This window comes from Enterococcus sp. DIV0901a, assembly GCF_051711525.1.
Taxonomy (GTDB): domain Bacteria; phylum Bacillota; class Bacilli; order Lactobacillales; family Enterococcaceae; genus Enterococcus_B; species Enterococcus_B faecium.
In genome coordinates, this window is sequence record NZ_JBIOMW010000002.1 from 81,284 (window position 1) to 104,397 (window position 23,114).

Sequence of the window (23,114 nt, forward strand, 5' to 3'; positions counted from 1 at the left end):
AACCCCAGCTTTTATTCCGCGAACTTTATGAAATAAAATCGTTCTAGATAAAAATAGCTTTTAATCTTTGTCTTTACTGTTTATAAAAATTTTTAAATTATACACCTAGTTTAAATCCACGAAGTGATGCTCCTATTTCATCTTCAGTTATACCAATGTACCTTTTTGTAATTGCTTGCGAGCTATGATTAAAAATAAACATTAAGGTAGCAATGTCTCTAGTTTTCTTGTAGTAGTGATACCCAAAAGTTTTTCTTAATGTATGTGTTCCTATATCATCTCGTCCTAATTTTTCTGCTATATCTGCATATATCTGATAGACACGATCCCTTGTTATATGTCGACCTTGTTGCCGACTCGGAAATAACCAATCATTTTCTTCTTTACCTTCAGTATATAATAAAATTTCTTCTCTCAAATTATCTATAAAAATCGGTTTTCGCTTACCTGTTTTATGTTCAACAATAATAGGCTTACTTTTGCCTCGTATATCTCCAACCTTTAATCCTATAATATCTGACATACGTAACCCATTATTGATTCCAAACAAAAATAAAAAACTATCTCTTTCCGGATTACTTGTTCTTCTTAGCCAAAACTGAAAATCTTGTATCTCTTCATTTGTCCTTAACGGTTGTACATTATAGCTCACTATTGTTTCCCTTCTTAAAAATATTCTGAGTTAATGATTATGTATATATTTTACCATAATCATTAACTTATATATATAAACTTTTGAAAGTCAATAAAATCAAGGGATTTAGTTTATGATTTTATATCATTTCAGTAACTCAGAATATTCTGACTTTTTTGTACAAAAAAATTAACCTTACTTATATGAAGATTCTAAGCTCTTATTTAAATTTTAGACGGGCAGTTATCCGTAGAAGTTCTTAGAATAGCTAATTTACATAATTAAATTATATGAAATTTAAATTTGAACAATATACTAAGAACTCCCCTTACTATAAAGTGAAATAAATTAGCATATGAATAACCGTGCTACCAAGCTTTTCATTAATAAAATATTTTTATTAACCCGTGGTGCTAGTTAATTTTTTCCTAGAGGAAAATGTCTAAACATGTTGGTAAATCAACAAAAAAACGCATATAGTAGTCTCAAAACTCCCAAGAAATGAGGACTACATATGCGTTCATCAAAATATACTGAACATTATACAGATACTTTTATAACATTCAAGGAAATTATGAGAACTGTTTCTAACATATACCACAATTGTGTACCAGATAAGATTAAAAACCGAAGAAATACTGATCAACTGAAGCAACGCGATACAGTGATTATTGCTTGTGTTGTATGGGGCATAATTAATGGCTATACTAGCCAAAGAGCCACGTATAGAGCGGTTTGTTCCGTCTTATTTCCTAATGGTGACTTTCCTAGTAGGAGTCGATTCACTCGCTTAAGTTCAAACTTAGCTTACACTATCAAGATTATTCGATACTTTTTCATCAAGAAGCTCACCAAAGGTGAACTAGTCGGAATTATAGATAGTTTTCCTAATCCATTATGTAAACCAGTTAGAAATAGACAAGCAAAACTATTGAATCACATAGCCAAAGTTGGCTATAACTCAACAAAAAAATCTTATTTTTATGGTCTTAAAATTCATATGATCGTTACTAAGACTGGCTTTCCGATTACTTACTCAATCACGAATCCAGGTGTCCATGACGTGAAAGTGTTAGAGACTTTATCGGAAGAAGCGAATCTTCCCAATATCCTAGGGGACAAAGGATATATTAGCCATAAAATCCATGAAAAGCTTGCCCTTAAGGGCATTACTATATCCGTTCTGCCACGTAAAAATATGGATAAATCAGAAAAACTAGACCACAGCTTACTTGGAAAACAAAGAAAAAACAGTTGAGACTGTTTTTTCTTCCTTAGAAAAATTAGGTTGTCAAAATTTCAACTCACGTTCTGTTAAAGGGCTAGAGAGTAGATTTGAAAGCATATTACTGGCTTACAGTGTTCTATTAAGTCGAGCACGACGACGTTTTGAAGGAACTTTGAGATATTCTTTAGGATATTAAAATTAACTAGCACCACGGGTGTTTATCTTTTAAATTTAACGGGAAAACGGGGAATCTTTACTTAATATGGACACATAGAAAGTATGACAAATTTTCTATGTATCCTGTATTAATTCCGTTTTATATACTTTAGTGAAATAAATAATCCTTTACTAAGTACCAAAGTACCTAAAGTGACAATTTTTTATTTCACTTTACTTTTCTCACTCATTTTTTATCAAGTATATTTTGGTCACTTTAGGTACTACATATTTTTATCATAAAACAAAAAAAGAATTCATATGTTATTTATATACCTATTTTGAAAAAACAAAGACTCATAGAAAGTCCTTCATACTTTCTATGAGTCTCTATGTTAGCTCTTTTCTTATTGTAAGAATAATTGTGTAGAAATACATTAAACCTAAACAGATTTATAGATCATCAATCGTATACTCTGAATACCCCTCATAAAAATAACTTACATCAATTCCTTTCATAAATAGTTGACGATCATGGATTTGTTCTGTTAGTGCTTGAGAAAGTAAATGACTAATTTCTAAATCGTTGATTGGACTACGTTCCATAGCAGATAAATAGTCTTCCTTATCTACTAAATTCCAATCAATTACCTTTTGTAGTTCTTTCTTTAACATAAGATCCAACCAAATCCGCATACTTCGCCCATTTCCTTCAGAGAATGTATCAATGAGACACTGCTAGAAACCTATAATTGATTTCTACTTTTTGAGTACGTTCTTTACCGATTCCCTCTGCTTGATACACGTAAATTGAATCAATCAGCTCACACAGCATAGAACGGTTTAACTCTGTAACATCTTTGTATTTACTAATAGTTTCAAGGAATCTATCCGTACCCTGTACTTTCTCCTCTTCGGATTTTATTTTTGACTTTAATTTTTACTTTTTACATTAGCGTCTTTCAATATTTTATCGACTACTTTATTTTGAAATTCATTGTTGCTCAATTTCGTTTCAGTAGTAATTTCTTTCAATTGTTTTTTGTATTTATCCATTCCGTTGCCTTTATTCTAATTTTTTACCATTTTTGATTACATAGTATTTATGGATCATAAGTTGAATCATTGGTGAAAGTGATCACATCAGAAATTTGGCCGTCTTTCAACTTAAAGGATGCTTCTTTGACTGTCACCAGAATAGTTGTATTAGTTGAATCAAGCTTCACTTTTCCGTTTTTCGCTATCTTCTTTTACTTTATTGTCTTTGGCTAATTTAGAGAAATCGTCTCCCTTATCAACAGCTTTCTTCATATCTTCTGCATGAAAAGATTTTCAATCTGTTTTTAGATTTTCATCGATCAATTTGATATGTTTTTTAGAAATTTATTTTTCACTTTTCGGAATAAATTAAAAATGTCTCTTAATTCCTTCTTATTATATAATCTATTTTTATTTAACCGTGGTCTCTTATTAAATAACGTGTAAATGAGTATATAAAAGTTATTAAACTAATTAATAACCTGAATAATTCATAGCTTTAATTCTTTGGCACATTTTATTGAAATATGTATCACTAATATCCCTATCAACTGATTTTGACTAAAAAGTTACTTCAAACATTCACTGTTCAAAAATATTGAGGAATAAATTTTGGGTGTAAGGCATTTTGAGCATACTTCTCCCTGGATAACTTCCCAGTAAAAAAATCGTTAGATTGTTGGATTAGATCCATTGACTGGCTCGCCTCAGGCGAGCAAAGACCCTGTAGAATTCATTCTGATACACATGATAACTAGATAATTTGAGATAGACTCGTCTACCCGTTTGGACTAATTTCCCAGCAACTTTCAGAAACTTCAATCGAATAGAATGAATGGTCATTCCCTTTTGGACTTCTTCAAAGCCAATCGTTCTTAAGAAGTTGACTAAGTTGTAAGCTATCAAGCTGAGCATCATTCGGACATGATTCTCCAAAAGCGAGGACTGTCTGTTTTGTCAAAGTAAAAGCCAGCTTTCGCTTCTTTAATGAAGTTCTCCATTGTGCCACGTTTGGCATAGATAGAAAAGATGGTATCAGGAGAAACATTTTCTGATAGATTCGTCACGATAAATTCATGTCGAAAGAGTAGTTCGCCCGCTTCACGTGTTGAGCGTATACACACGCGACGACTTTGTGACCAGGATTGTGCTTGATAAGTGGTCGAGAAGTACTGAACTTCTCGTTCTTCCCACTTTTGATTATCGCCATAAAGTACTGATTTCTCAGCTATTTGACCTAGTCTACGATTATTCTTCAGTCGAATAACATAATGACTCTTTTTTGATTCACACGAATCATACACACCAGGTGTAGCGAACCCGCTGTCTCCACGAACCAAGATGTCAGTGTTTGGTAGAGAGTGATTATAGTGCTCTAATAAAGGTGTGAAAAACTCCTTTACGCCTTTTGATGTATATTGATTTCCTGAACGTAGTTCAGCTTTTAAGAAGTCACCAGTCAATCCGTCAAAAGCTACCAATGGATGGTAACCATAGGTTTGGTAGTGTGTATTATAATCCGTTTGTTCTTGGTGACCAAATGTATCTGAATGGGTCGAATCTAAATCAATGATTAACTCCGTATCATTACGGATGAGGCGTGCTTTATCGATAAGTTCTTGGTTCAAAGCTTGAAGTTCATGGATATTCTCCTCAGATAGTCGATCTAAAAATCGGGAAAGTGAAGATTGAGAAGCGAGTTCTTTCCTATCTAAAACAGCTTTAAACACAGGATCTTGTCTCAGGAGATTAGCTGCAGAATCAGCTGAGTAACCAGCAATTAATTGCATAATGAACTGCTCAAGTATGGATAAGTTGTCATGAGTAAAATACGCTCGTTCGTCTTCAATGTGAATGTGTTGCTTAGCTAGTTCAGAAAAACCAAAGATGTTCATTAGCTCTTTCACTAGGACGAGACCCGAATCACTCGATAATTGACCACCTGTATGAGAAATAGTGATATTTGAATTGAATTTTACTTGGTTTTTGTGTAAGCTAGTCATGAAAAGAACTCCTTTCTTTTGGTTGGTTTAGTCACTTTAACCATAGCAGAAAGGGGTTCTTTTTTCATCACTTAACGGGTGAAGATGAAAAAGTAATTGTAAGCTGCCGTGAGGCAGTTTCACATGGTTTTAATTAAAAGTATGAATTATTCAGGTAATAAAGATAGAATTATTATAGATAGGTAGATGAAATTTCAACTATAGTTCTTTTCCCACGCCTTTAATTGATATTTCTTTGCGTATTTATCAAAGCAAAAAACCAAAAATTTTGTTCCATTCGGACGGCTGATTTTACTCTTCTCAGCATTGGCAACCAGCCCCGACTTTTTTTGATAAAAAGATGCTTTGTAACAAATAATATGATTAAAATTTTATTGCCAATTTTATAAACTCGTGGTGCTAGTTAATTATTGAATCTAGGAACAAGAGCATAATATCACTATTTTTACTTTTGAAATTTTACTCAGAAATTCTGTTTTTAGTCGTTTTTATAAAATGAAAATGTTGGTTTATAATAAGCTGAAATTAACTAGCACCACGAGTCTATATCCATATAAGATAAGTATCACACATAGTTTACAAGTATTCAGCAAATTATTCTTTTCTAAATAGTATGAATTTACTAAAAAATAACAGTTATTATCTTTTAGTAAATCCATATACCATTCTCCAATTGATATTACAAACATTTCACGTGAACTACTCACCACTTAGCTAAACCTGACGGTTCTTAACGCTTGAAGTGGGAGCTTCTTGGGAATAGAGCATACTTGATAGCGTATTTCTTTACTAACAGCGGTGTCTCTTATTTACCAAGCTATCCCCGTAGTTCCTACGGTTCTTGATGATTGGATCTAAGCCAATCCCATAGAATGTAGTCTTAGACCTTCGGTCAGAATATTGATACTAGCATTGATATCACGATCATGATGAGTATGACAAACAGGACAAGTCCATTCTCGAATTTCAAGAGATTTCTTGCCATCTTTATGTCCGCACTCTGAACAAATCTGACTAGACGGAAACCATTTATCTACTTTGATGATTTTTCGTCCATACCAGTCAGCCTTGTATTGTAATTTAGTCACAAACTTTGACCAAGAAACATCAGAAATACTTTTAGCTAATTTATGATTTCGCAACATACCTTTTGTGTTTAAGTCTTCAATACAGATAATATCGTGATTTTTGATCATTTCTGTACTCAACTTATTCAGAAAATCAGTACGTTGATTCATTACTTTTTCATGCAATCTAGCTACTTTGCGTTTTTGTTTTTGATAATTTTTAGCTTCAAATAGATTGGTACCTTTATTTTTAGCCAATAAAGCACGCCTAGACAATTTGCGTTGTTCACGCTTTAGTTTCTTTTCCATTTTGGACGTGAATTTATTATTATCAATTTTTTGTCCATCAGAAAGAATCGCAAAGTCCATAATACCTAAGTCAATACCAATTGTGGAATTAGTTTTAGGTAATTCGATAATTTCTTCTTTACACAACAAAGAAATATAGTATTTACCGCTAGAATGACGTGATATTGTAGCAGATTTGATAATCCCTTTTGGTTGTCTATGAAGCTTAATTCTTACTAATGACTTCAATTTAGGAACTTTGATGAATTTACTATCAATCAAAGCAATTGTACCATTTTGATTATTCGTTGTATAACTCTGAACAGGATTTTTCTTACTTTTGAAACGTGGAAATCCAACGGATTTATCCCGAAAAAAATTCTTGTATGCTTTATCTAAATTAAGTTGGGCATTGGCTAAAGCAAGGCTATCAATTTCTTTCAAAAACGGAAATTCTTTCTTGTATTTAGCTGGTGTCGGAAAAGTCATTTTTTTAGAAGAATCATTTTTAACTTCTTCATACGCCTTTTTTCGGTCATCAAGCATTAGATTGTAGACCTTACGGACACAACCAAAAGATTTGGCAAAGAAGATTTCTTGTTCCTCTGTTGGATAGATTCTGAATTTGTATGCTTTTAGTTGTTCCATAAAGTTCACCTACTTTCTATTTATGATTGTTTCCTTGATTTTGGATATACTTCTTAATCACATCAATTGGTGCGCCACCAGTTGTCAGAAGACAAAAGCTTTTAGACCAGAACATTTCTTTCCAAAGAAATTGTTTGACTCTTGGAAAGTCACGTTTTATCAATCTTGAGCTGGCACTTTTATAGGCATTGATGAATTTTGTCAATTCTGTTTTAGGTTGAGCTTTGAACATAATATGAACGTGGTCTTTATCATGATTCCACTCCACTAAAGTAATGTGATACGATTCTGAAATTCTTTCAAAAGTAGTTTTGGCATAATCAGATATTTCATCATCAATCACTTGTCTACGATATTTCGTTACTAAAACAAGGTGGTAATAAAGAAGAAATACTGAATGATTATTTGTATCTAATTCCATGTTATATCAACTCATTTCTTGTATAGACTGATTGTAACATGGGACAAAATAAAAAGGCAATACGCCTTAGTTGTCGGTCTTCGAGTTACCAACGGTAACCCTCATACCGAACGGCATTCATCACCCACCTATAGAGGATGGGCGACTTCTGCCTAATTCTGTTAAAAATTTATGATACAGTTCATCTGATAATATCATTATAACTCAATGTTATTCTGCTTGAACTTGACCAGAATTACTTACAAAATATTTATACATCTGATCAGTTCCATCGGCCATATAATAAAAATAATATCCGTCTGCTGTAGTTTCTCTTCCGGCATCAGTTGCATTAGGTCTACCTAACTCATTGTGTTTAGCTATTGCAAGTTGAGCAGCTTCTAACTCTGAAATAGCTGCTTGACTAAGTGTAGAGACATTATTGTTTGTTGCTTCATTGGGTACAGTTTTGAAATAATCATCTTGGATAATCTCACCATTATTATTCACTGTAATGATATTCCAAGTGATACCTTCTGGACCTCCATGTAGTTGATAATGAAAAGTAAACGAGCCATCAGAATTTTGTTGCCCATTTTCAAATGCATCTGAACCGCCCGATTGTGGAAGTTTTTGTCCCAGATATTGAGCTGCTTCTTCAATAGAATTTAATAAATTCGTGTGGACCACTTGTGGTTCTTCGGAAACATTTTCTTGTAAAGTAGCTACCTCACTACTTTCTGTTGTAGTCTCTGTTGATGTAGCCTCCTGATTATCAATTTTTATTTTCTCTAGTTGGTTTTTATATGTGGTAATTGTATCGTCAATTTTTTTGATTAATGAATCTACTTCCGCTTGGCTATATACATCAGTACTCTCTTTTTGTACCCATTTTTTGAGTTCATCTAATGTATTTACTTTTTGAGAAAGATCATTTTCAGTTGCTTCTTCAAGATTATCTAGTGTATTCTCTTTTAAGTCTTTATCGTCTTGTTCTTTAAAATTTGTTTTGATCTTCTTAATAGATTCTGTATAGGTATTAGTAATTTTTTTCTCCGTTTTATCTGACTTAGAGTAAGCACTGGATTCAGTAACAAATTTTTTGTACTCCGACAGTTTTGTATCTTTATCTTTTTCGGCTAAAATTTTCTCTACATTTTTTTCTATTTGTTTCATTTTACTTTTTACTACTTCAGCAGTTTTTGTTTCTGAAGTAGCCGTTTTACTTTTGTCTGTCGAAGCTGAACAACCTGCAAAAACAAAAATAGACCCTACCATAACACCCATCACTAACTTTTTTTTCCAATTCTTTGAGTACATGTGTTTTCTCCCTATTATTTTTTAGTTAATTATAACATCTTTTCATAAAATTGAGAGTGTAAAATATTTTGTGTAAATAGAAAAAAGGAAGTCCCTTCTGTAGAATAGAGTTACCACAACACATTCACAGAAGAGAGGACTTCCCTATGAACGATTTTACTACAGAAATTCTAAAGACTCTAGCGAACAAAGGCGATTTGAATGAATTATTCCGTGTCCATTTGGAGAAAGCAGTCAATACGCTTCTCAAAACGGAGTTAACGGCTTTCCTAGATTACGAAAAGTATGATCGCATTGGTTTTAACACGGGTAATTCTCGTAACGGCTCCTATGACCGTACGGTCAAGACCGAGTATGGGGAACTTCATCTCCAGATTCCGCGCGACCGCAATGGTGAGTTCAAGCAACAGACTGTTCCTGCTTATAGACGGACGAATGACACGTTAGAGGAGACCGTCATTCACCTCTTCCGAAAAGGTATTACCATGTCGGAAATCGCAGACTTGATTGAGAAAATGTATGGGCATCACTACACGCCCCAAACCATGTCCAATATAACAAAATCATTTACAGAAGAGGTAACGGCGTTTAAAGGGCGGGAGCTTCATGACCGTTATGCTGCTATTTATATGGACGCAACGTATATTCCGTTAAAGCGGAAAACCGTCGCCAAGGAAGCTATTCATATCGCAGTTGGCATTCGCCCGGACGGATCAAAGGAAGTATTGAGCTATGCGATTGCACCGACTGAATCCATCACGATTTGGGAGGAAATTTTATTGGACCTTCAAGAGCGCGGTTTGAAAAATGTCCTCCTGTTCATCACGGATGGCTTAAAGGGGATGGTAGGAGCGATTAGTCGGTTCTATCCCAAAGCTCGTTTTCAACATTGTTGTGTACACGTTTCCCGTAATATCAGTCACAAAGTGCGTGTCGATGATCGTAAGGAAGTCTGTGATGATTTTAAAATGGTGTATCAAGCCTCATCTAAAGAGGTGGCGTTGGAAGCACGTGGTGCTTTTGCGGAAAAATGGAAAACCAGCTATCCAAAAGTGGTTGAATCGATTCTTTCGAACGATCACTTGCTCACTTTCTATGATTTCCCCTTGGCCATACGCAAGAGTATTTATTCTACGAACTTGATTGAATCCTTTAATAAGCAAATCAAGAAATACAGCCACCGCAAGGAACAGTTCCAAAACGAAGAGTCGATGGAACGTTTCTTAGTCTCGTCTTTTGATACTTACAACCAAAAATTCCTAGGTCGCAGTCATAAAGGCTTTCAACAGGCCGAAGGCGAACTTGAACAAATGCTAAGCCAACTGATTGAGAATTAGAAACAATCTGCAGTAGGGAAGAATCATTTACACAAAATTATTGACGCTCCCTCGTTTGGGTGTGTCAAGAAGTTTGTGTAAATTTATTAATTAAGCCTTATTCAGTTTGATTAGTCGCTTAAAACATTGAATCCAATGTGTCTTGGCATTGTTTGAAACCTTTGTGTGCTCTACCAGCTTTTTTATTATTGTATGCGACCATTTGTGTAACAAGAAAACGGTCAAGGGCTTCTTCGTTAGGAAATTGTTCCTTAACTTTGGTTTTTCTTTTCAACTGTTTATTGAACGATTCAATAATATTAGTGGAATAGATAGTACCTCGAATTGCTTTAGGAAATTGAGTGAAGGTCAAGAGATTTTCGGTCTCTTGAAGAGAATGGGTCATCCTGGGATAACGTTTCTGCCACTTGTCAATAAAAGTTTGAATCATTTCTTTACCTTCTTGAGTAGTACTGGCGTGATGAATTTTTTTGAAATCACTGGCTACTTCTTGACGATCAGAAATACGAACTTTTCCCATAATGTTTCGATTAATGTGCACTAGGCAACGTTGAAATTTTGCCTGAGGGTAATTTCTTTCGCAGGTATTTTGAATAGCAGTCATGCCATCGACAACAATGAGTTGGACGTCAGTTAAGCCCCGAGAAACAAGACTACCTAGCAACTCTGACCATGCAATATCTGATTCCTGTGGGGCAATAAGATAGTCCAAAATTTCTTTCTCACCAGAAGAAGTAATTCCTAAGGCAATGTGTACTGCTTCTTTTTGAACAGCATCACGTCTTAACGGAATATACGTCGCGTCTAGAAATAGACAAACATATTGCGAATGAAAAATAGGACGAGAATGAAAAGCAGTCACTTGTTCGTCCACCATTTTGGTGATGTTAGAAATAGTAGTTGGACTATAATGTGAGCCATACATTTTTTCAATTAAATCAGCAATTTCTCTAGTGGTAATGCCTTTTTCATAGAGCTGAATGATGGTTGTTTCTAAACTATCAATACGATGAGTGTATGGAGGAATCAACGATTGATGAAACTCTCCTTTTCTGTCCCTAGGGACACGGACATTGATTTGACCAAACTGTGTGTCTAGTCGTCTGGTGTAATCGCCATTGCGATAGTTTCCGTTATTAAAGCGCACATAAGGATCATATCCTAAAATAGCAGTAAGTTCGCTTTCTAAAAGAGAATTCATTGTACTTTCAAGTTGATTGCGAAAAACTTCTGTTAAATTGGTATTTTCTAGTAGTGCTTGAGCGATTTCTTTGTTAAACTGATTCATAGGGAAGACCTCCGTTTGATTTGGTTTAGTCGCTTTAATCATACGAATAAGGTCTTCCTTTTTCAATACCCTAATTTACACAAACTATTTTACGCTCTCAAAAGTTAAACACCATGTTACCTTGATTATACCAAAACTCAAGTATCTTCTAAAGAGGAAAAATTCCATCAAAAATAAGGCTATTTTTCAGTCATTTTTCGAGCAATAATATTTTCTCCTCCAGCTAGATTTAAAATATTCCCTGTTAAATATTCAGCACTATCTTGACAGAGAAAGTAAATCGTCTGCGCCACATCTTCACCCGTGGCTTTTCTTTTAGAGTTGGCATTTTCAAAAGCACTTGAGATAGTGTCGGTTCTTTTTACTTTGTTGAGTTTTTCAGTTTTTTCAACGGATTTTTCCTGTTCAGCTTCTTCAGGGGCCTTTTCCTTTTTGACTTCTTCAAGAAATTTTTCTTTTCTAGTACCTTCAATGAATTTTTCTTTTTTTGCCTGTTCACTTAATTGTTCCTTTTCAGCTTCTTCAATGCTTGCTTCTTTCCACTGGGCTTTAATATCTCCGGGGCAAACCATATTTACTGTAATATTAAATTCTTTTTCTTCCACTGCTAGAGTTCTAACGGCAGCTGCCACCCCTGTTTTTGCTGCACTGTATGCTCCTCTTTGAGGCCAACCAGTCACTCGTTCAATTTGATCGTAACCTAACGTAACAATCCGTCCCCAGTTTTGCCTTTCCATATGTGGAAGAATTGCCTTCATTAAATAGAAGAAACTATTTAAATTAGTATTCATCATGTGCAGCCATTGATCCGTGGTATAGTCTTTTAATTTAATTTCTTCATGAATAAATGGACCAGCATTTAAAATTAGAATATCTAACTGACCAAAATCTTGATAAATTTTTTCAGTCATGTTCACTACTTCCTCTTCCCTTCCAATATCTCCTGGATAAAGGCGGACAGTGGTGGAAAAAGAAGTCATTAATTCTTGCTGAAATTCTTGGGCTATTTTTTGATTATGGTGATAATTTAAGGCAAGTTGATACCCAGCTTTCGCAAAAATAAGGGCTATTTGTCTCCCAATTCCTCTTGTTCCTCCTGTAATAAAGACAACTTTATTAATCAACTTCCCTACCTCCTCACTTAATGGCCATCATAAACTCTGAACGTAACGCAGGATTGTCCCGATAGACACCCCGGCTTACTAGGGTAAAAGTTTTCGCTTCTTCTTTTTTTGCCCCGCGACTTGAAACGCATAAATGTTTCGCTTCAATCGCCACCATTACACCACGTGGTTCTAAAACTGACTCAATAGCATCGGCAATTTGATTGGTCAATCTTTCTTGCACTTGAAAACGTCTGGCGTAACCTTCTACTACTCGAGCAATTTTAGATAATCCTGTTACTTTTTTATTAGGAATGTAAGCCACATGAGCCACTCCAAAAAAAGGAGCAAAATGGTGTTCACACATGGAATAAAATTCTATATCTTTCACAATAATCGGATCATTTTGGGTAATATCAAAGGTTTTTTCTAAATGAGAAGCTGGGTCTTCCCTGTAACCTGTCGTATATTCTAGAAAAGCTTTGACTACTCTAAACGGTGTTTTATCTAAATCAGGATTTTTTTCGTCTTGTCCACACAAGGTCATTAAGGTTTTTAAGGCGTTCTCTATTTCATGAACATCTTCTAGTTTTTCTTGAAATTGGGAAGAATTTTTATTTAAGTTGGGAAAATTACTTTCTAATAAATTTTCTTCGCTATAGCGGTCTTCATTATAATCTTCATTCATCATCATTTGTCATGTCTCCTTAGTTACTGATGATTTGAGAGCGTAAAATAGTTTGTGTAAATTAGGGTATTGAAAAAGGAAGACCTTATTCGTATGATTAAAGCAACTAAACCAAATCAAACGGAGGTCTTCCCTATGAATCAGTTTAACAAAGAAATCGCTCAAGCACTACTAGAAAATACCAATTTAACAGAAGTTTTTCGCAATCAACCTGAAAGTACAATGAATTCTCTTTTAGAAAGCGAACTTACTGCTATTTTAGGATATGATCCTTATGTGCGCTTTAATAACGGAAACTATCGCAATGGCGATTACACCAGACGACTAGACACACAGTTTGGTCAAATCAATGTCCGTGTCCCTAGGGACAGAAAAGGAGAGTTTCATCAATCGTTGATTCCTCCATACACTCATCGTATTGATAGTTTAGAAACAACCATCATTCAGCTCTATGAAAAAGGCATTACCACTAGAGAAATTGCTGATTTAATTGAAAAAATGTATGGCTCACATTATAGTCCAACTACTATTTCTAACATCACCAAAATGGTGGACGAACAAGTGACTGCTTTTCATTCTCGTCCTATTTTTCATTCGCAATATGTTTGTCTATTTCTAGACGCGACGTATATTCCGTTAAGACGTGATGCTGTTCAAAAAGAAGCAGTACACATTGCCTTAGGAATTACTTCTTCTGGTGAGAAAGAAATTTTGGACTATCTTATTGCCCCACAGGAATCAGATATTGCATGGTCAGAGTTGCTAGGTAGTCTTGTTTCTCGGGGCTTAACTGACGTCCAACTCATTTGTTGCCGATGGCATGACTGCTATTCAAAATACCTGCGAAAGAAATTACCCTCAGGCAAAATTTCAACGTTGCCTAGTGCACATTAATCGAAACATTATGGGAAAAGTTCGTATTTCTGATCGTCAAGAAGTAGCCAGTGATTTCAAAAAAATTCATCACGCCAGTACTACTCAAGAAGGTAAAGAAATGATTCAAACTTTTATTGACAAGTGGCAGAAACGTTATCCCAGGATGACCCATTCTCTTCAAGAGACCGAAAATCTCTTGACCTTCACTCAATTTCCTAAAGGGTTCTGTTGCGAAGTTTGAAAATCAAACGCGCCCTCTCTGAACTCCAAATATCTTAGGCTGTTATTCCCATTAATACCTTGATTTCAGTAGACACCGAAAAGCCGAAGAGCGTTCCATTTCTTCGGTTCTTTTTATATATTCCTCGAATGGTCTCCATGCCCTTAATCGTGGAAGAGGCTGTACGGAGACTTTGATAAAATTTATTTCGTCGTTTAATAGGTCGATGGTCTTGTTCTAGTGAACTACTCACCACTTAGCTAAACCTGACGGTTCTTAACGCTTGAAGTGGGAGCTTCTTGGGAATAGAGCATACTTGATAGCGTATTTCTTTACTAACAGCGGTGTCTCTTATTTACCAAGCTATCCCCGTAGTTCCTACGGTTCTTGATGATTGGATCTAAGCCAATCCCATAGAATGTAGTCTTAGACCTTCGGTCAGAATATTGATACTAGCATTGATATCACGATCATGATGAGTATGACAAACAGGACAAGTCCATTCTCGAATTTCAAGAGATTTCTTGCCATCTTTATGTCCGCACTCTGAACAAATCTGACTAGACGGAAACCATTTATCTACTTTGATGATTTTTCGTCCATACCAGTCAGCCTTGTATTGTAATTTAGTCACAAACTTTGACCAAGAAACATCAGAAATACTTTTAGCTAATTTATGATTTCGCAACATACCTTTTGTGTTTAAGTCTTCAATACAGATAATATCGTGATTTTTGATCATTTCTGTACTCAACTTATTCAGAAAATCAGTACGTTGATTCATTACTTTTTCATGCAATCTAGCTACTTTGCGTTTTTGTTTTTGATAATTTTTAGCTTCAAATAGATTGGTACCTTTATTTTTAGCCAATAAAGCACGCCTAGACAATTTGCGTTGTTCACGCTTTAGTTTCTTTTCCATTTTGGACGTGAATTTATTATTATCAATTTTTTGTCCATCAGAAAGAATCGCAAAGTCCATAATGCCTAAGTCAATACCAATTGTGGAATTAGTTTTAGGTAATTCGATAATTTCTTCTTTACACAACAAAGAAATATAGTATTTACCGCTAGAATGACGTGATATTGTAGCAGATTTGATAATCCCTTTTGGTTGTCTATGAAGCTTAATTCTTACTAATGACTTCAATTTAGGAACTTTGATGAATTTACTATCAATCAAAGCAATTGTACCATTTTGATTATTCGTTGTATAACTCTGAACAGGATTTTTCTTACTTTTGAAACGTGGAAATCCAACGGATTTATCCCGAAAAAAATTCTTGTATGCTTTATCTAAATTAAGTTGGGCATTGGCTAAAGCAAGGCTATCAATTTCTTTCAAAAACGGAAATTCTTTCTTGTATTTAGCTGGTGTCGGAAAAGTCATTTTTTTAGAAGAATCATTTTTAACTTCTTCATACGCCTTTTTTCGGTCATCAAGCATTAGATTGTAGACCTTACGGACACAACCAAAAGATTTGGCAAAGAAGATTTCTTGTTCCTCTGTTGGATAGATTCTGAATTTGTATGCTTTTAGTTGTTCCATAAAGTTCACCTACTTTCTATTTATGATTGTTTCCTTGATTTTGGATATACTTCTTAATCACATCAATTGGTGCGCCACCAGTTGTCAGAAGACAAAAGCTTTTAGACCAGAACATTTCTTTCCAAAGAAATTGTTTGACTCTTGGAAAGTCACGTTTTATCAATCTTGAGCTGGCACTTTTATAGGCATTGATGAATTTTGTCAATTCTGTTTTAGGTTGAGCTTTGAACATAATATGAACGTGGTCTTTATCATGATTCCACTCCACTAAAGTAATGTGATACGATTCTGAAATTCTTTCAAAAGTAGTTTTGGCATAATCAGATATTTCATCATCAATCACTTGTCTACGATATTTCGTTACTAAAACAAGGTGGTAATAAAGAAGAAATACTGAATGATTATTTGTATCTAATTCCATGTTATATCAACTCATTTCTTGTATAGACTGATTGTAACATGGGACAAAATAAAAAGGCAATACGCCTTAGTTGTCGGTCTTCGAGTTACCAACGGTAACCCTCATACCGAACGGCATTCATCACCCACCTATAGAGGATGGGCGACTTCTGCCTAATTCTGTTAAACGTTCTAAAAGATCTAGTTGTGCTTTAGATAGATGCCCATCTTCACGTCCAAAAAATATTAATTTGTTCCACCATGGTTTATTTGTATTGTGTTGTTGTAACCTAGAAAAAATAGAATTAGAGGCTTGACCTACATAACGTTTATTATCTCCTAGTAATATATATATACCTGGTTTTTGAGATTCCTCAATTAATTGAATTGCTGGTAAATCGTCTTTATTGGCAATAACTACAAAAGTAGGTTCATCATAAAAAACAGAAATATTATCATTTCCAGATTCTCGATTAATAAATATATGGTATGGCATAACGTCCTCCTTTTAGGGTTATTATATCATTAAAATAAATAAACAGCCCCTTTAATCTGACAGTTAGATTAAAAGGACTGTTTTAATAGTTTTTTATAGGAGTTATTATCTGATTATAGACCCTGTAAAAATATAGAATCTTTTGTTTTATATATTTATGAGCGCCAATAAATATATAGGCTATTTGCTATCGATGAAATCGTCCGTCAGATCAATTGGGTTTAAAATCTTATAAGCAAGAGTTACCATACTTTTATATTCATCTTCGGAATCCAAATAAATTTGAATTATTTTACCTATCGCTAGATAGTTTTTATCATTGATCCATACGATCCCGTCTCCTTCTCTCAATGATGCACCCCAATTAATATCAACTACTTTATCAAAGTCAATATCAGCGGGTTTATTTATTCTGTCAAAATTTTCAAAGTTATGAATTCTCATCATCTTATTGACTTTTTTATAGGAGTAAATTGTATCACTTCCTGCACTTGTCCAATGAGTTATAAATTCCATTGGTGAAATACCTAATTTAAAGTCTCCGCCGTTAAGTAGGTACTGAAAAGAGATTTCGCCTTCTGATTGTGGTTTGAAATTCATTAAATTGGCTGAATCATTCAAAAATTTTATTTTTTCAACACTATTATAGTACCTTTCAATTCTGTCTTGAGCATCAGGTTTTGTTTCCACCTTGATATTTAGAAATAGTTCGTCACGTATAGTTGATATTAATTCAAATAGTCCTTTTTTATTCTCCTGCGAAAACGGTGTATCGAATTTTAATTGACTGATATACTTTCCTTCAAAAAAATCGGGCAGATCAGTAAATGATTCGATATCAATTATGGCAATTATAAATGGACTTTTAGCTTGTTTTTTTATTAATTCTATTTCGTTATATACGCCGGTTGCTGAATCGCTTATTTTTTTTAAATAAGTTTGCGTACAAATACAAATAACAAAGTGAGAACTATCAATACCGTTCTTCATGAATTCATCAAGTTTAGTTCCAGGGTGGTTTTCCAATACATCAAGATGGACTCGAAACCCCCAAGATTGCAAATAAATTGCTAACCATTGTGAAAAATTTTTAACTTTCTTGTCTAGTGGCTCGTCTTTTTCCCAAGCATATGAAATAAAAATAGACTTATTCAACACTTCTACACCCTCCTTATGTAATTAATAATCACTTTGCAAACATTTTTTGTAAAAAGCCTTTTTTCTGTTCTTTCAATAAATCTAATTTCCGTTGATGAAGAGCGATAGTGTCATCTAGCTGTTTAAAGAATGAACCGATTTTTTGTTGTTCCTGAACTAATATGGGAATCATAAAATTAAACGAATCAATTTCTTTTGACAATACATTTGGCTGAGCGCCTGAAACTAGAACAGAATCAAGTTGCATCATGAATAATTCTGAACGGACGATTGTGGAAATAAACCCGTAGTCAATATTTTCTACAGACTGAAAATAACCAACTCGCTGGTTTTGATAAGGATATTAAAGCACTCACAAAGTGTAAGGGTGGGGTGGTAAAAAAATGTTTCCGCAAAAAAGACCCCCACCTTTATAGTGAGAGTCTATACTTTTAGCGTTTGATATGTGATTCTAATCGCTTATCTAGACAAATTGAGCTAATGAATGGAACAAAAACTTTCTCAACAAAAATATCTAATTTCTTTGGCATTTCACTCATCCTCCTCGATTATTACATCAGTAGAAGGGTCTGCTACCATCAATAAATCTATCTGTTCATTAGGTTTCTGATAGGTCACGCCAGACATTGCCATCAATTCAGGGATTGTGTTTTGTCCGTCTTTTGCGGTAAAGAATTTCAGACCGCTAATCTTGACGTTATCGACACCATCTTCAAATTCCATCTCTGCTTGATGGTCGGTCATATAGAGCAACAAGTCCTGCTTCCATCACGATAAGCTCCTTTTCTTCCATATCATTCAACAGTACATCAACTTGTTTGCGGCGATTGTTGTCGCCATCTTCATTGCATGGAAAAAAGAACTGGTCTACAGAGATGTCAAGCAAGGTAGTAATGAGATAAAATTTGTTAAGCCTTGGGTGCTGCCCCCTGTTCTCTATATACATAATAGAGCGTGGCGTAAGGTCTACCAGTTGGGCAAGATATTCCTGTGTCCACCCTTTTGCTTCCCGAGCTTTTTTTATCGCTATACCTAACGGCTTAAAATCAAGTTTTCTTTCATCTTGGTACATTTTAATATCACCCTATATCATTGTACATTTCGGGTGATGATATTTGAACGAAGTATGATTTTATGTTTAGTAGTGTATAATTTCGTATTAGTGGAGAGAAACTTGCTATTATTCGTCATTCCGTATATAATAATTATATACTCTTTGCGAAAGGAAGTTGATATTATGGATTACATTTCTGTGAAAGCCGCTTCTGAAAAATGGGGCATATCGGAAAGACGGATACAAAAATTATGTGAGGAAAATCGCATTGACGGAACTGAAAAATTTGGTCGTGCATGGATGATACCAAAAGATGCAGAAAAACCCGTTGATGGACGTATGAAAACAAGGAACAAACAGGAGGAGAATCATGGAATTTAATGAAAAGCTACAACAGCTTAGGACTGGAAAGAACTTAACGCAGGAACAACTTGCGGAGCAATTATATGTATCAAGAACAGCCATTTCAAAATGGGAAAGCGGCAAGGGTTACCCTAACATTGAGTCGCTCAAGTGTATTTCTAAATTCTTTTCTGTGACCATAGATGAACTACTATCGGGCGAAGAACTGATTACACTTGCCGAAACTGAAAATCGTTCCAACTTGAAAAAGATTTACAACTATATTTATGGAATATTGGATATGATGGCAGTTGCGTTTATATTTCTTCCGTTATATGGAAACTCTGTTGGCGGTTATGTTTATGCGGTCAATCTACTATCATTTACAGCCACCACACCATTCAATCTTGCAGTCTACTGGAGTGCTTTTGCCGCCTTGATTGTAATAGGGATTGCTAAAATAATACTTACCCATTTAGATAAAGAAACATGGGGCGGCATTGCTACAAAATGCTCCCTTGGACTCACTGCTTTGGCTATCTGTTTCTTAGCAGCAGCAAGAGAACCATATATAACAGCACTTATGTTTCTGCTGTTTGTCGCAAAAATAGTTGTTTGGATTAAGCAGAACGGAACAAAGTAAAAACGATATAAATCCCTTGAAATAGGCTCTGACACGATAAGTGTCGGGTCTTTTTTTCATGTTGACATGATAGATGTAGGCGATGTGACGGTAGGTTTCTTGGCTTTTGATATAGCTCCTGTGATAATAAGATTGTGGTCAGTGAAAACAAGAACAGCAACCAACGGAAAGGAAAATCAAATATGGATTATATCATTGAAACAGAAAATCTTACGAAGCGATACGGAACAGCCACCGTTGTCGATAAGGTCAATCTTCATGTGCCAACGGGCAAAATTTATGGTTTGCTCGGCAGAAACGGAGCAGGCAAAACCACAGCAATGAAAATGATGTTGCAGCTTGCTTTCCCAACGGAGGGAACGGTACGCTTGTTTGGCACAAACTATAAGGAAAATATCCATACCCTTTATAGCAAAGTAGGCTCTATTATCGAAACACCGGGATTTTACAGTAATTTAACAGGGTATGAGAATTTGCAAATTCTCGCTAAACTGCGAGGGGGAGTATCTAAAAGTGGAGTAGAAAAAGCTCTTGAAGTTGTGGGGCTGCATAAGGAGAAAAGAAAAGTCTTTTCCGATTATTCCCTCGGAATGAAGCAACGGCTTGGTATTGCCGCCGCCATTATGCACGAGCCGGAGCTTTTAATACTTGACGAACCGATTAACGGACTTGACCCCATTGGAATAGTTGAAATACGCTCATTTTTATCTGAACTTAGTCACAATCATGGCATTACCATTTTTATCTCAAGCCATGTTTTAAGCGAGATTGAACAGATAGCAGATATTATCGGCGTTATGCACGAGGGGCATTTAGTAGAGGAAGTGAATATATCCGAGCTTCACAAAAGGAATCGAAAATACATTCAATTTGATTTATCTGACAGTGAGATAGCCGGAAAGATTTTAGAAAACCACTACCACATGACGGATTTTACAGTGCAGGACGGTACGGTGAGAATTTATGACTTTAGCCAAAGTGTTGGAGAAATCAATCGAGAATTTGCACGAAATGGACTGCTCGTGACAAGGATAAATGATAGTGAGGAAAACTTAGAGGACTACTTTTCTAAACTGATTGGAGGTGGCGGTATTGCTTAATCTTATTTCTTGTGAATTATTAAAACTAAAGCGTTCAAAAATGGTGCTAATTAGTGTGGCAGGGGTATTATCTACCCCACTTTTGATGTTAATAGAAGCCTTGCAAACACATTTTGATAAGCCGGAGATTATCTTTACCTTGTCTGACATATACAGCGACAGTGTACTGTATATCATGCTGCTGGTAAACATGATGATATATGTGGCAATTGCAGCTTACTTGTTTAGCAGAGAGTACACAGAAAGCACACTCAAAACCATATTGCCCATACCCATTTCAAGGACAAAACTATTAATTGGAAAATTTTGCACCCTGCTTCTTTGGATTGTTATGCTCACCCTTGTAACATGGGCAGGTATATTTATCGCTTGTGGGCTATATCACGCTGTCTTTACATTGGAGGGATATAGCTTACTAGTGGCAATAGTATGGCTCCCCAAGTTTTTGTTTGGCAGTATCCTGATGTTTTTAACAGTTTCTCCTTTTGTGTTTGTTGCTATGAAAACAAAAGGATTTGTCGCCCCGATGATTGGCTCTGCCGTGATTGTCATGGGAAGTGCCGCACTTTCAAATCAAGAATGGGGAGCGTTGTATCCGTGGACAGCCACCTATTTCTTGGTGCAGGGTAAACTTCAGAGTACCGGCTATCCTACACTGCTGTCTGTATCTATTATTATTCTTGTATCAGCAGTTGGTTTTCTTATGACCTTTCATCATTTTAAAAAGGAGGATTTGAAATAATGGTACTTGATTTTATAGAAATTGTGAACTACTCACCACTTAGCTAAACCTGACGGTTCTTAACGCTTGAAGTGGGAGCTTCTTGGGAATAGAGCATACTTGATAGCGTATTTCTTTACTAACAGCGGTGTCTCTTATTTACCAAGCTATCCCCGTAGTTCCTACGGTTCTTGATGATTGGATCTAAGCCAATCCCATAGAATGTAGTCTTAGACCTTCGGTCAGAATATTGATACTAGCATTGATATCACGATCATGATGAGTATGACAAACAGGACAAGTCCATTCTCGAATTTCAAGAGATTTCTTGCCATCTTTATGTCCGCACTCTGAACAAATCTGACTAGACGGAAACCATTTATCTACTTTGATGATTTTTCGTCCATACCAGTCAGCCTTGTATTGTAATTTAGTCACAAACTTTGACCAAGAAACATCAGAAATACTTTTAGCTAATTTATGATTTCGCAACATACCTTTTGTGTTTAAGTCTTCAATACAGATAATATCGTGATTTTTGATCATTTCTGTACTCAACTTATTCAGAAAATCAGTACGTTGATTCATTACTTTTTCATGCAATCTAGCTACTTTGCGTTTTTGTTTTTGATAATTTTTAGCTTCAAATAGATTGGTACCTTTATTTTTAGCCAATAAAGCACGCCTAGACAATTTGCGTTGTTCACGCTTTAGTTTCTTTTCCATTTTGGACGTGAATTTATTATTATCAATTTTTTGTCCATCAGAAAGAATCGCAAAGTCCATAATACCTAAGTCAATACCAATTGTGGAATTAGTTTTAGGTAATTCGATAATTTCTTCTTTACACAACAAAGAAATATAGTATTTACCGCTAGAATGACGTGATATTGTAGCAGATTTGATAATCCCTTTTGGTTGTCTATGAAGCTTAATTCTTACTAATGACTTCAATTTAGGAACTTTGATGAATTTACTATCAATCAAAGCAATTGTACCATTTTGATTATTCGTTGTATAACTCTGAACAGGATTTTTCTTACTTTTGAAACGTGGAAATCCAACGGATTTATCCCGAAAAAAATTCTTGTATGCTTTATCTAAATTAAGTTGGGCATTGGCTAAAGCAAGGCTATCAATTTCTTTCAAAAACGGAAATTCTTTCTTGTATTTAGCTGGTGTCGGAAAAGTCATTTTTTTAGAAGAATCATTTTTAACTTCTTCATACGCCTTTTTTCGGTCATCAAGCATTAGATTGTAGACCTTACGGACACAACCAAAAGATTTGGCAAAGAAGATTTCTTGTTCCTCTGTTGGATAGATTCTGAATTTGTATGCTTTTAGTTGTTCCATAAAGT

At 35.0% G+C, this 23,114-nt stretch carries 20 protein-coding genes and 7 pseudogenes; 7 read left to right on the plus strand and 20 right to left on the minus strand.

The window, feature by feature from the left end; all coding sequences use genetic code 11:
- Nucleotides 1-97 precede the first annotated feature (97 nt).
- Nucleotides 98-652, minus strand: coding sequence for a tyrosine-type recombinase/integrase (locus IGL70_RS13250; protein WP_002290383.1), 555 nt, complete (start codon nucleotides 650-652; stop codon nucleotides 98-100).
- Nucleotides 653-1,148: 496 nt separating this feature from the next.
- On the opposite strand from IGL70_RS13250, the gene IGL70_RS13255 reads away from it, so the two are divergent.
- A protein-coding gene (locus IGL70_RS13255) for an IS982 family transposase (protein WP_096705445.1) occupies nucleotides 1,149-2,058 on the plus strand; the annotation gives its coding sequence in 2 pieces (ribosomal slippage) (nucleotides 1,149-1,880 and nucleotides 1,882-2,058; 909 coding nt in all).
- Nucleotides 2,059-2,471: 413 nt separating this feature from the next.
- On the opposite strand, the pseudogene IGL70_RS13260 reads toward IGL70_RS13255, so the two are convergent.
- The 7 genes and pseudogenes from IGL70_RS13260 to IGL70_RS13290 all read right to left on the minus strand — a co-directional run.
- Nucleotides 2,472-2,738: pseudogene (locus tag IGL70_RS13260) on the minus strand (protein adenylyltransferase Fic); the annotation flags it as partial.
- A gap of 4 nt (nucleotides 2,739-2,742) precedes the next feature.
- Nucleotides 2,743-2,958, minus strand: a pseudogene (locus tag IGL70_RS13265) (DUF4368 domain-containing protein); the annotation flags it as partial.
- A pseudogene (locus tag IGL70_RS13270) lies at nucleotides 2,952-3,395 on the minus strand (peptidylprolyl isomerase); the annotation flags it as partial. The pseudogenes IGL70_RS13270 and IGL70_RS13265, both read right to left, overlap by 7 nt.
- A gap of 345 nt (nucleotides 3,396-3,740) precedes the next feature.
- Nucleotides 3,741-5,059 (minus strand): annotated as a pseudogene (locus IGL70_RS13275) (IS1380-like element IS1678 family transposase).
- An 854-nt stretch (nucleotides 5,060-5,913) separates the two neighbouring features.
- On the minus strand, nucleotides 5,914-7,062 hold the full coding sequence (gene tnpB / locus IGL70_RS13280) for an IS200/IS605 family element RNA-guided endonuclease TnpB (protein ID WP_002323589.1): 1,149 nt from the start codon (nucleotides 7,060-7,062) through the stop codon (nucleotides 5,914-5,916).
- A 16-nt stretch (nucleotides 7,063-7,078) separates the two neighbouring features.
- Nucleotides 7,079-7,483, minus strand: coding sequence for an IS200/IS605-like element ISEfa4 family transposase (gene tnpA, locus IGL70_RS13285; protein WP_002287522.1), 405 nt, complete (start codon nucleotides 7,481-7,483; stop codon nucleotides 7,079-7,081).
- Nucleotides 7,484-7,693: 210 nt separating this feature from the next.
- Nucleotides 7,694-8,782: a hypothetical protein gene (locus IGL70_RS13290; RefSeq protein ID WP_002326561.1), complete on the minus strand. Its 1,089-nt coding sequence runs from the start codon at nucleotides 8,780-8,782 to the stop codon at nucleotides 7,694-7,696.
- A gap of 146 nt (nucleotides 8,783-8,928) precedes the next feature.
- Between IGL70_RS13290 and IGL70_RS13295 the strand changes: the two genes are divergently transcribed.
- A complete protein-coding gene (locus tag IGL70_RS13295; protein ID WP_002324630.1) occupies nucleotides 8,929-10,119 on the plus strand; it encodes an IS256-like element ISLgar5 family transposase in 1,191 nt (396 codons plus the stop codon).
- Nucleotides 10,120-10,237: 118 nt separating this feature from the next.
- Here the strand turns inward: IGL70_RS13295 and IGL70_RS13300 are convergent, their stop codons facing one another.
- The 3 genes from IGL70_RS13300 to folE form a co-directional block, all read right to left on the minus strand.
- Nucleotides 10,238-11,407 (minus strand): IS256 family transposase, encoded by a 1,170-nt coding sequence (locus tag IGL70_RS13300; RefSeq protein WP_002343733.1) that lies wholly within the window; start codon nucleotides 11,405-11,407, stop codon nucleotides 10,238-10,240.
- Nucleotides 11,408-11,586: 179 nt separating this feature from the next.
- Complete coding sequence (locus IGL70_RS13305; RefSeq protein WP_002326559.1) at nucleotides 11,587-12,531, minus strand: SDR family oxidoreductase; 945 nt, start codon at nucleotides 12,529-12,531, stop codon at nucleotides 11,587-11,589.
- A gap of 13 nt (nucleotides 12,532-12,544) precedes the next feature.
- Nucleotides 12,545-13,204, minus strand: coding sequence for a GTP cyclohydrolase I FolE (gene folE / locus IGL70_RS13310; protein ID WP_002295193.1), 660 nt, complete (start codon nucleotides 13,202-13,204; stop codon nucleotides 12,545-12,547).
- A gap of 129 nt (nucleotides 13,205-13,333) precedes the next feature.
- Between folE and IGL70_RS13315 the strand changes: the two are divergent.
- Nucleotides 13,334-14,294, plus strand: a pseudogene (locus IGL70_RS13315) (IS256 family transposase); the annotation flags it as partial.
- A gap of 55 nt (nucleotides 14,295-14,349) precedes the next feature.
- Here the strand turns inward: IGL70_RS13315 and IGL70_RS13320 are convergent.
- From IGL70_RS13320 to IGL70_RS13355, 8 genes and pseudogenes are all read right to left on the minus strand, one after another.
- A pseudogene (locus IGL70_RS13320) lies at nucleotides 14,350-14,535 on the minus strand (IS6 family transposase); the annotation flags it as partial.
- 159 nt (nucleotides 14,536-14,694) lie between these two features.
- Nucleotides 14,695-15,843 carry an IS200/IS605 family element RNA-guided endonuclease TnpB gene (gene tnpB / locus IGL70_RS13325; protein WP_002323589.1) on the minus strand — a complete coding sequence of 383 codons (1,149 nt, stop codon included), beginning with the start codon at nucleotides 15,841-15,843 and terminating at the stop codon, nucleotides 14,695-14,697.
- Nucleotides 15,844-15,859: 16 nt separating this feature from the next.
- Entirely contained in the window at nucleotides 15,860-16,264 is a 405-nt protein-coding gene (gene tnpA / locus IGL70_RS13330; RefSeq protein WP_002287522.1) for an IS200/IS605-like element ISEfa4 family transposase, read from the minus strand.
- Nucleotides 16,265-16,384: 120 nt separating this feature from the next.
- Nucleotides 16,385-16,738, minus strand: a complete 354-nt coding sequence (locus tag IGL70_RS13335; protein WP_240187868.1) for a GIY-YIG nuclease family protein — start codon at nucleotides 16,736-16,738, stop codon at nucleotides 16,385-16,387.
- A 180-nt stretch (nucleotides 16,739-16,918) separates the two neighbouring features.
- The gene (locus IGL70_RS13340) at nucleotides 16,919-17,896 is read right to left on the minus strand and encodes a toll/interleukin-1 receptor domain-containing protein (protein WP_002326554.1); all 978 of its coding nucleotides are present in this window, start codon (nucleotides 17,894-17,896) and stop codon (nucleotides 16,919-16,921) included.
- 28 nt (nucleotides 17,897-17,924) lie between these two features.
- Nucleotides 17,925-18,221 (minus strand): annotated as a pseudogene (locus IGL70_RS13345) (restriction endonuclease subunit S); the annotation flags it as partial.
- A gap of 206 nt (nucleotides 18,222-18,427) precedes the next feature.
- The gene (locus IGL70_RS13350) at nucleotides 18,428-18,640 is read right to left on the minus strand and encodes a hypothetical protein (protein WP_018345319.1); all 213 of its coding nucleotides are present in this window, start codon (nucleotides 18,638-18,640) and stop codon (nucleotides 18,428-18,430) included.
- Entirely contained in the window at nucleotides 18,609-18,968 is a 360-nt protein-coding gene (locus IGL70_RS13355; protein ID WP_002331379.1) for a helix-turn-helix domain-containing protein, read from the minus strand. Before IGL70_RS13355 ends, IGL70_RS13350 begins: the two co-directional genes overlap by 32 nt.
- Nucleotides 18,969-19,004: 36 nt before the next feature.
- Between IGL70_RS13355 and IGL70_RS13360 the strand changes: the two genes are divergently transcribed.
- The 4 genes from IGL70_RS13360 to IGL70_RS13375 all read left to right on the plus strand — a co-directional run bounded on the left by IGL70_RS13360 (nucleotide 19,005) and on the right by IGL70_RS13375 (nucleotide 21,777).
- The gene (locus IGL70_RS13360; RefSeq protein ID WP_002367753.1) at nucleotides 19,005-19,331 is read left to right on the plus strand and encodes a DNA-binding protein; all 327 of its coding nucleotides are present in this window, start codon (nucleotides 19,005-19,007) and stop codon (nucleotides 19,329-19,331) included.
- Nucleotides 19,321-19,935 carry a bacitracin resistance transcriptional activator BcrR gene (bcrR, locus tag IGL70_RS13365; protein ID WP_000395511.1) on the plus strand — a complete coding sequence of 205 codons (615 nt, stop codon included), beginning with the start codon at nucleotides 19,321-19,323 and terminating at the stop codon, nucleotides 19,933-19,935. The genes IGL70_RS13360 and bcrR overlap by 11 nt, the downstream gene beginning before the upstream one ends.
- 182 nt (nucleotides 19,936-20,117) lie before the next feature.
- Complete coding sequence (bcrA, locus tag IGL70_RS13370; RefSeq protein WP_104870296.1) at nucleotides 20,118-21,035, plus strand: bacitracin ABC transporter ATP-binding protein BcrA; 918 nt, start codon at nucleotides 20,118-20,120, stop codon at nucleotides 21,033-21,035.
- Nucleotides 21,028-21,777 (plus strand): ABC transporter permease, encoded by a 750-nt coding sequence (locus IGL70_RS13375; protein WP_002326550.1) that lies wholly within the window; start codon nucleotides 21,028-21,030, stop codon nucleotides 21,775-21,777. Before bcrA ends, IGL70_RS13375 begins: the two co-directional genes overlap by 8 nt.
- 183 nt (nucleotides 21,778-21,960) lie before the next feature.
- Here the strand turns inward: IGL70_RS13375 and tnpB (IGL70_RS13380) are convergent, their stop codons facing one another.
- Nucleotides 21,961-23,109 carry an IS200/IS605 family element RNA-guided endonuclease TnpB gene (tnpB, locus tag IGL70_RS13380; protein WP_002323589.1) on the minus strand — a complete coding sequence of 383 codons (1,149 nt, stop codon included), beginning with the start codon at nucleotides 23,107-23,109 and terminating at the stop codon, nucleotides 21,961-21,963.
- Nucleotides 23,110-23,114: the final 5 nt, after the last annotated feature.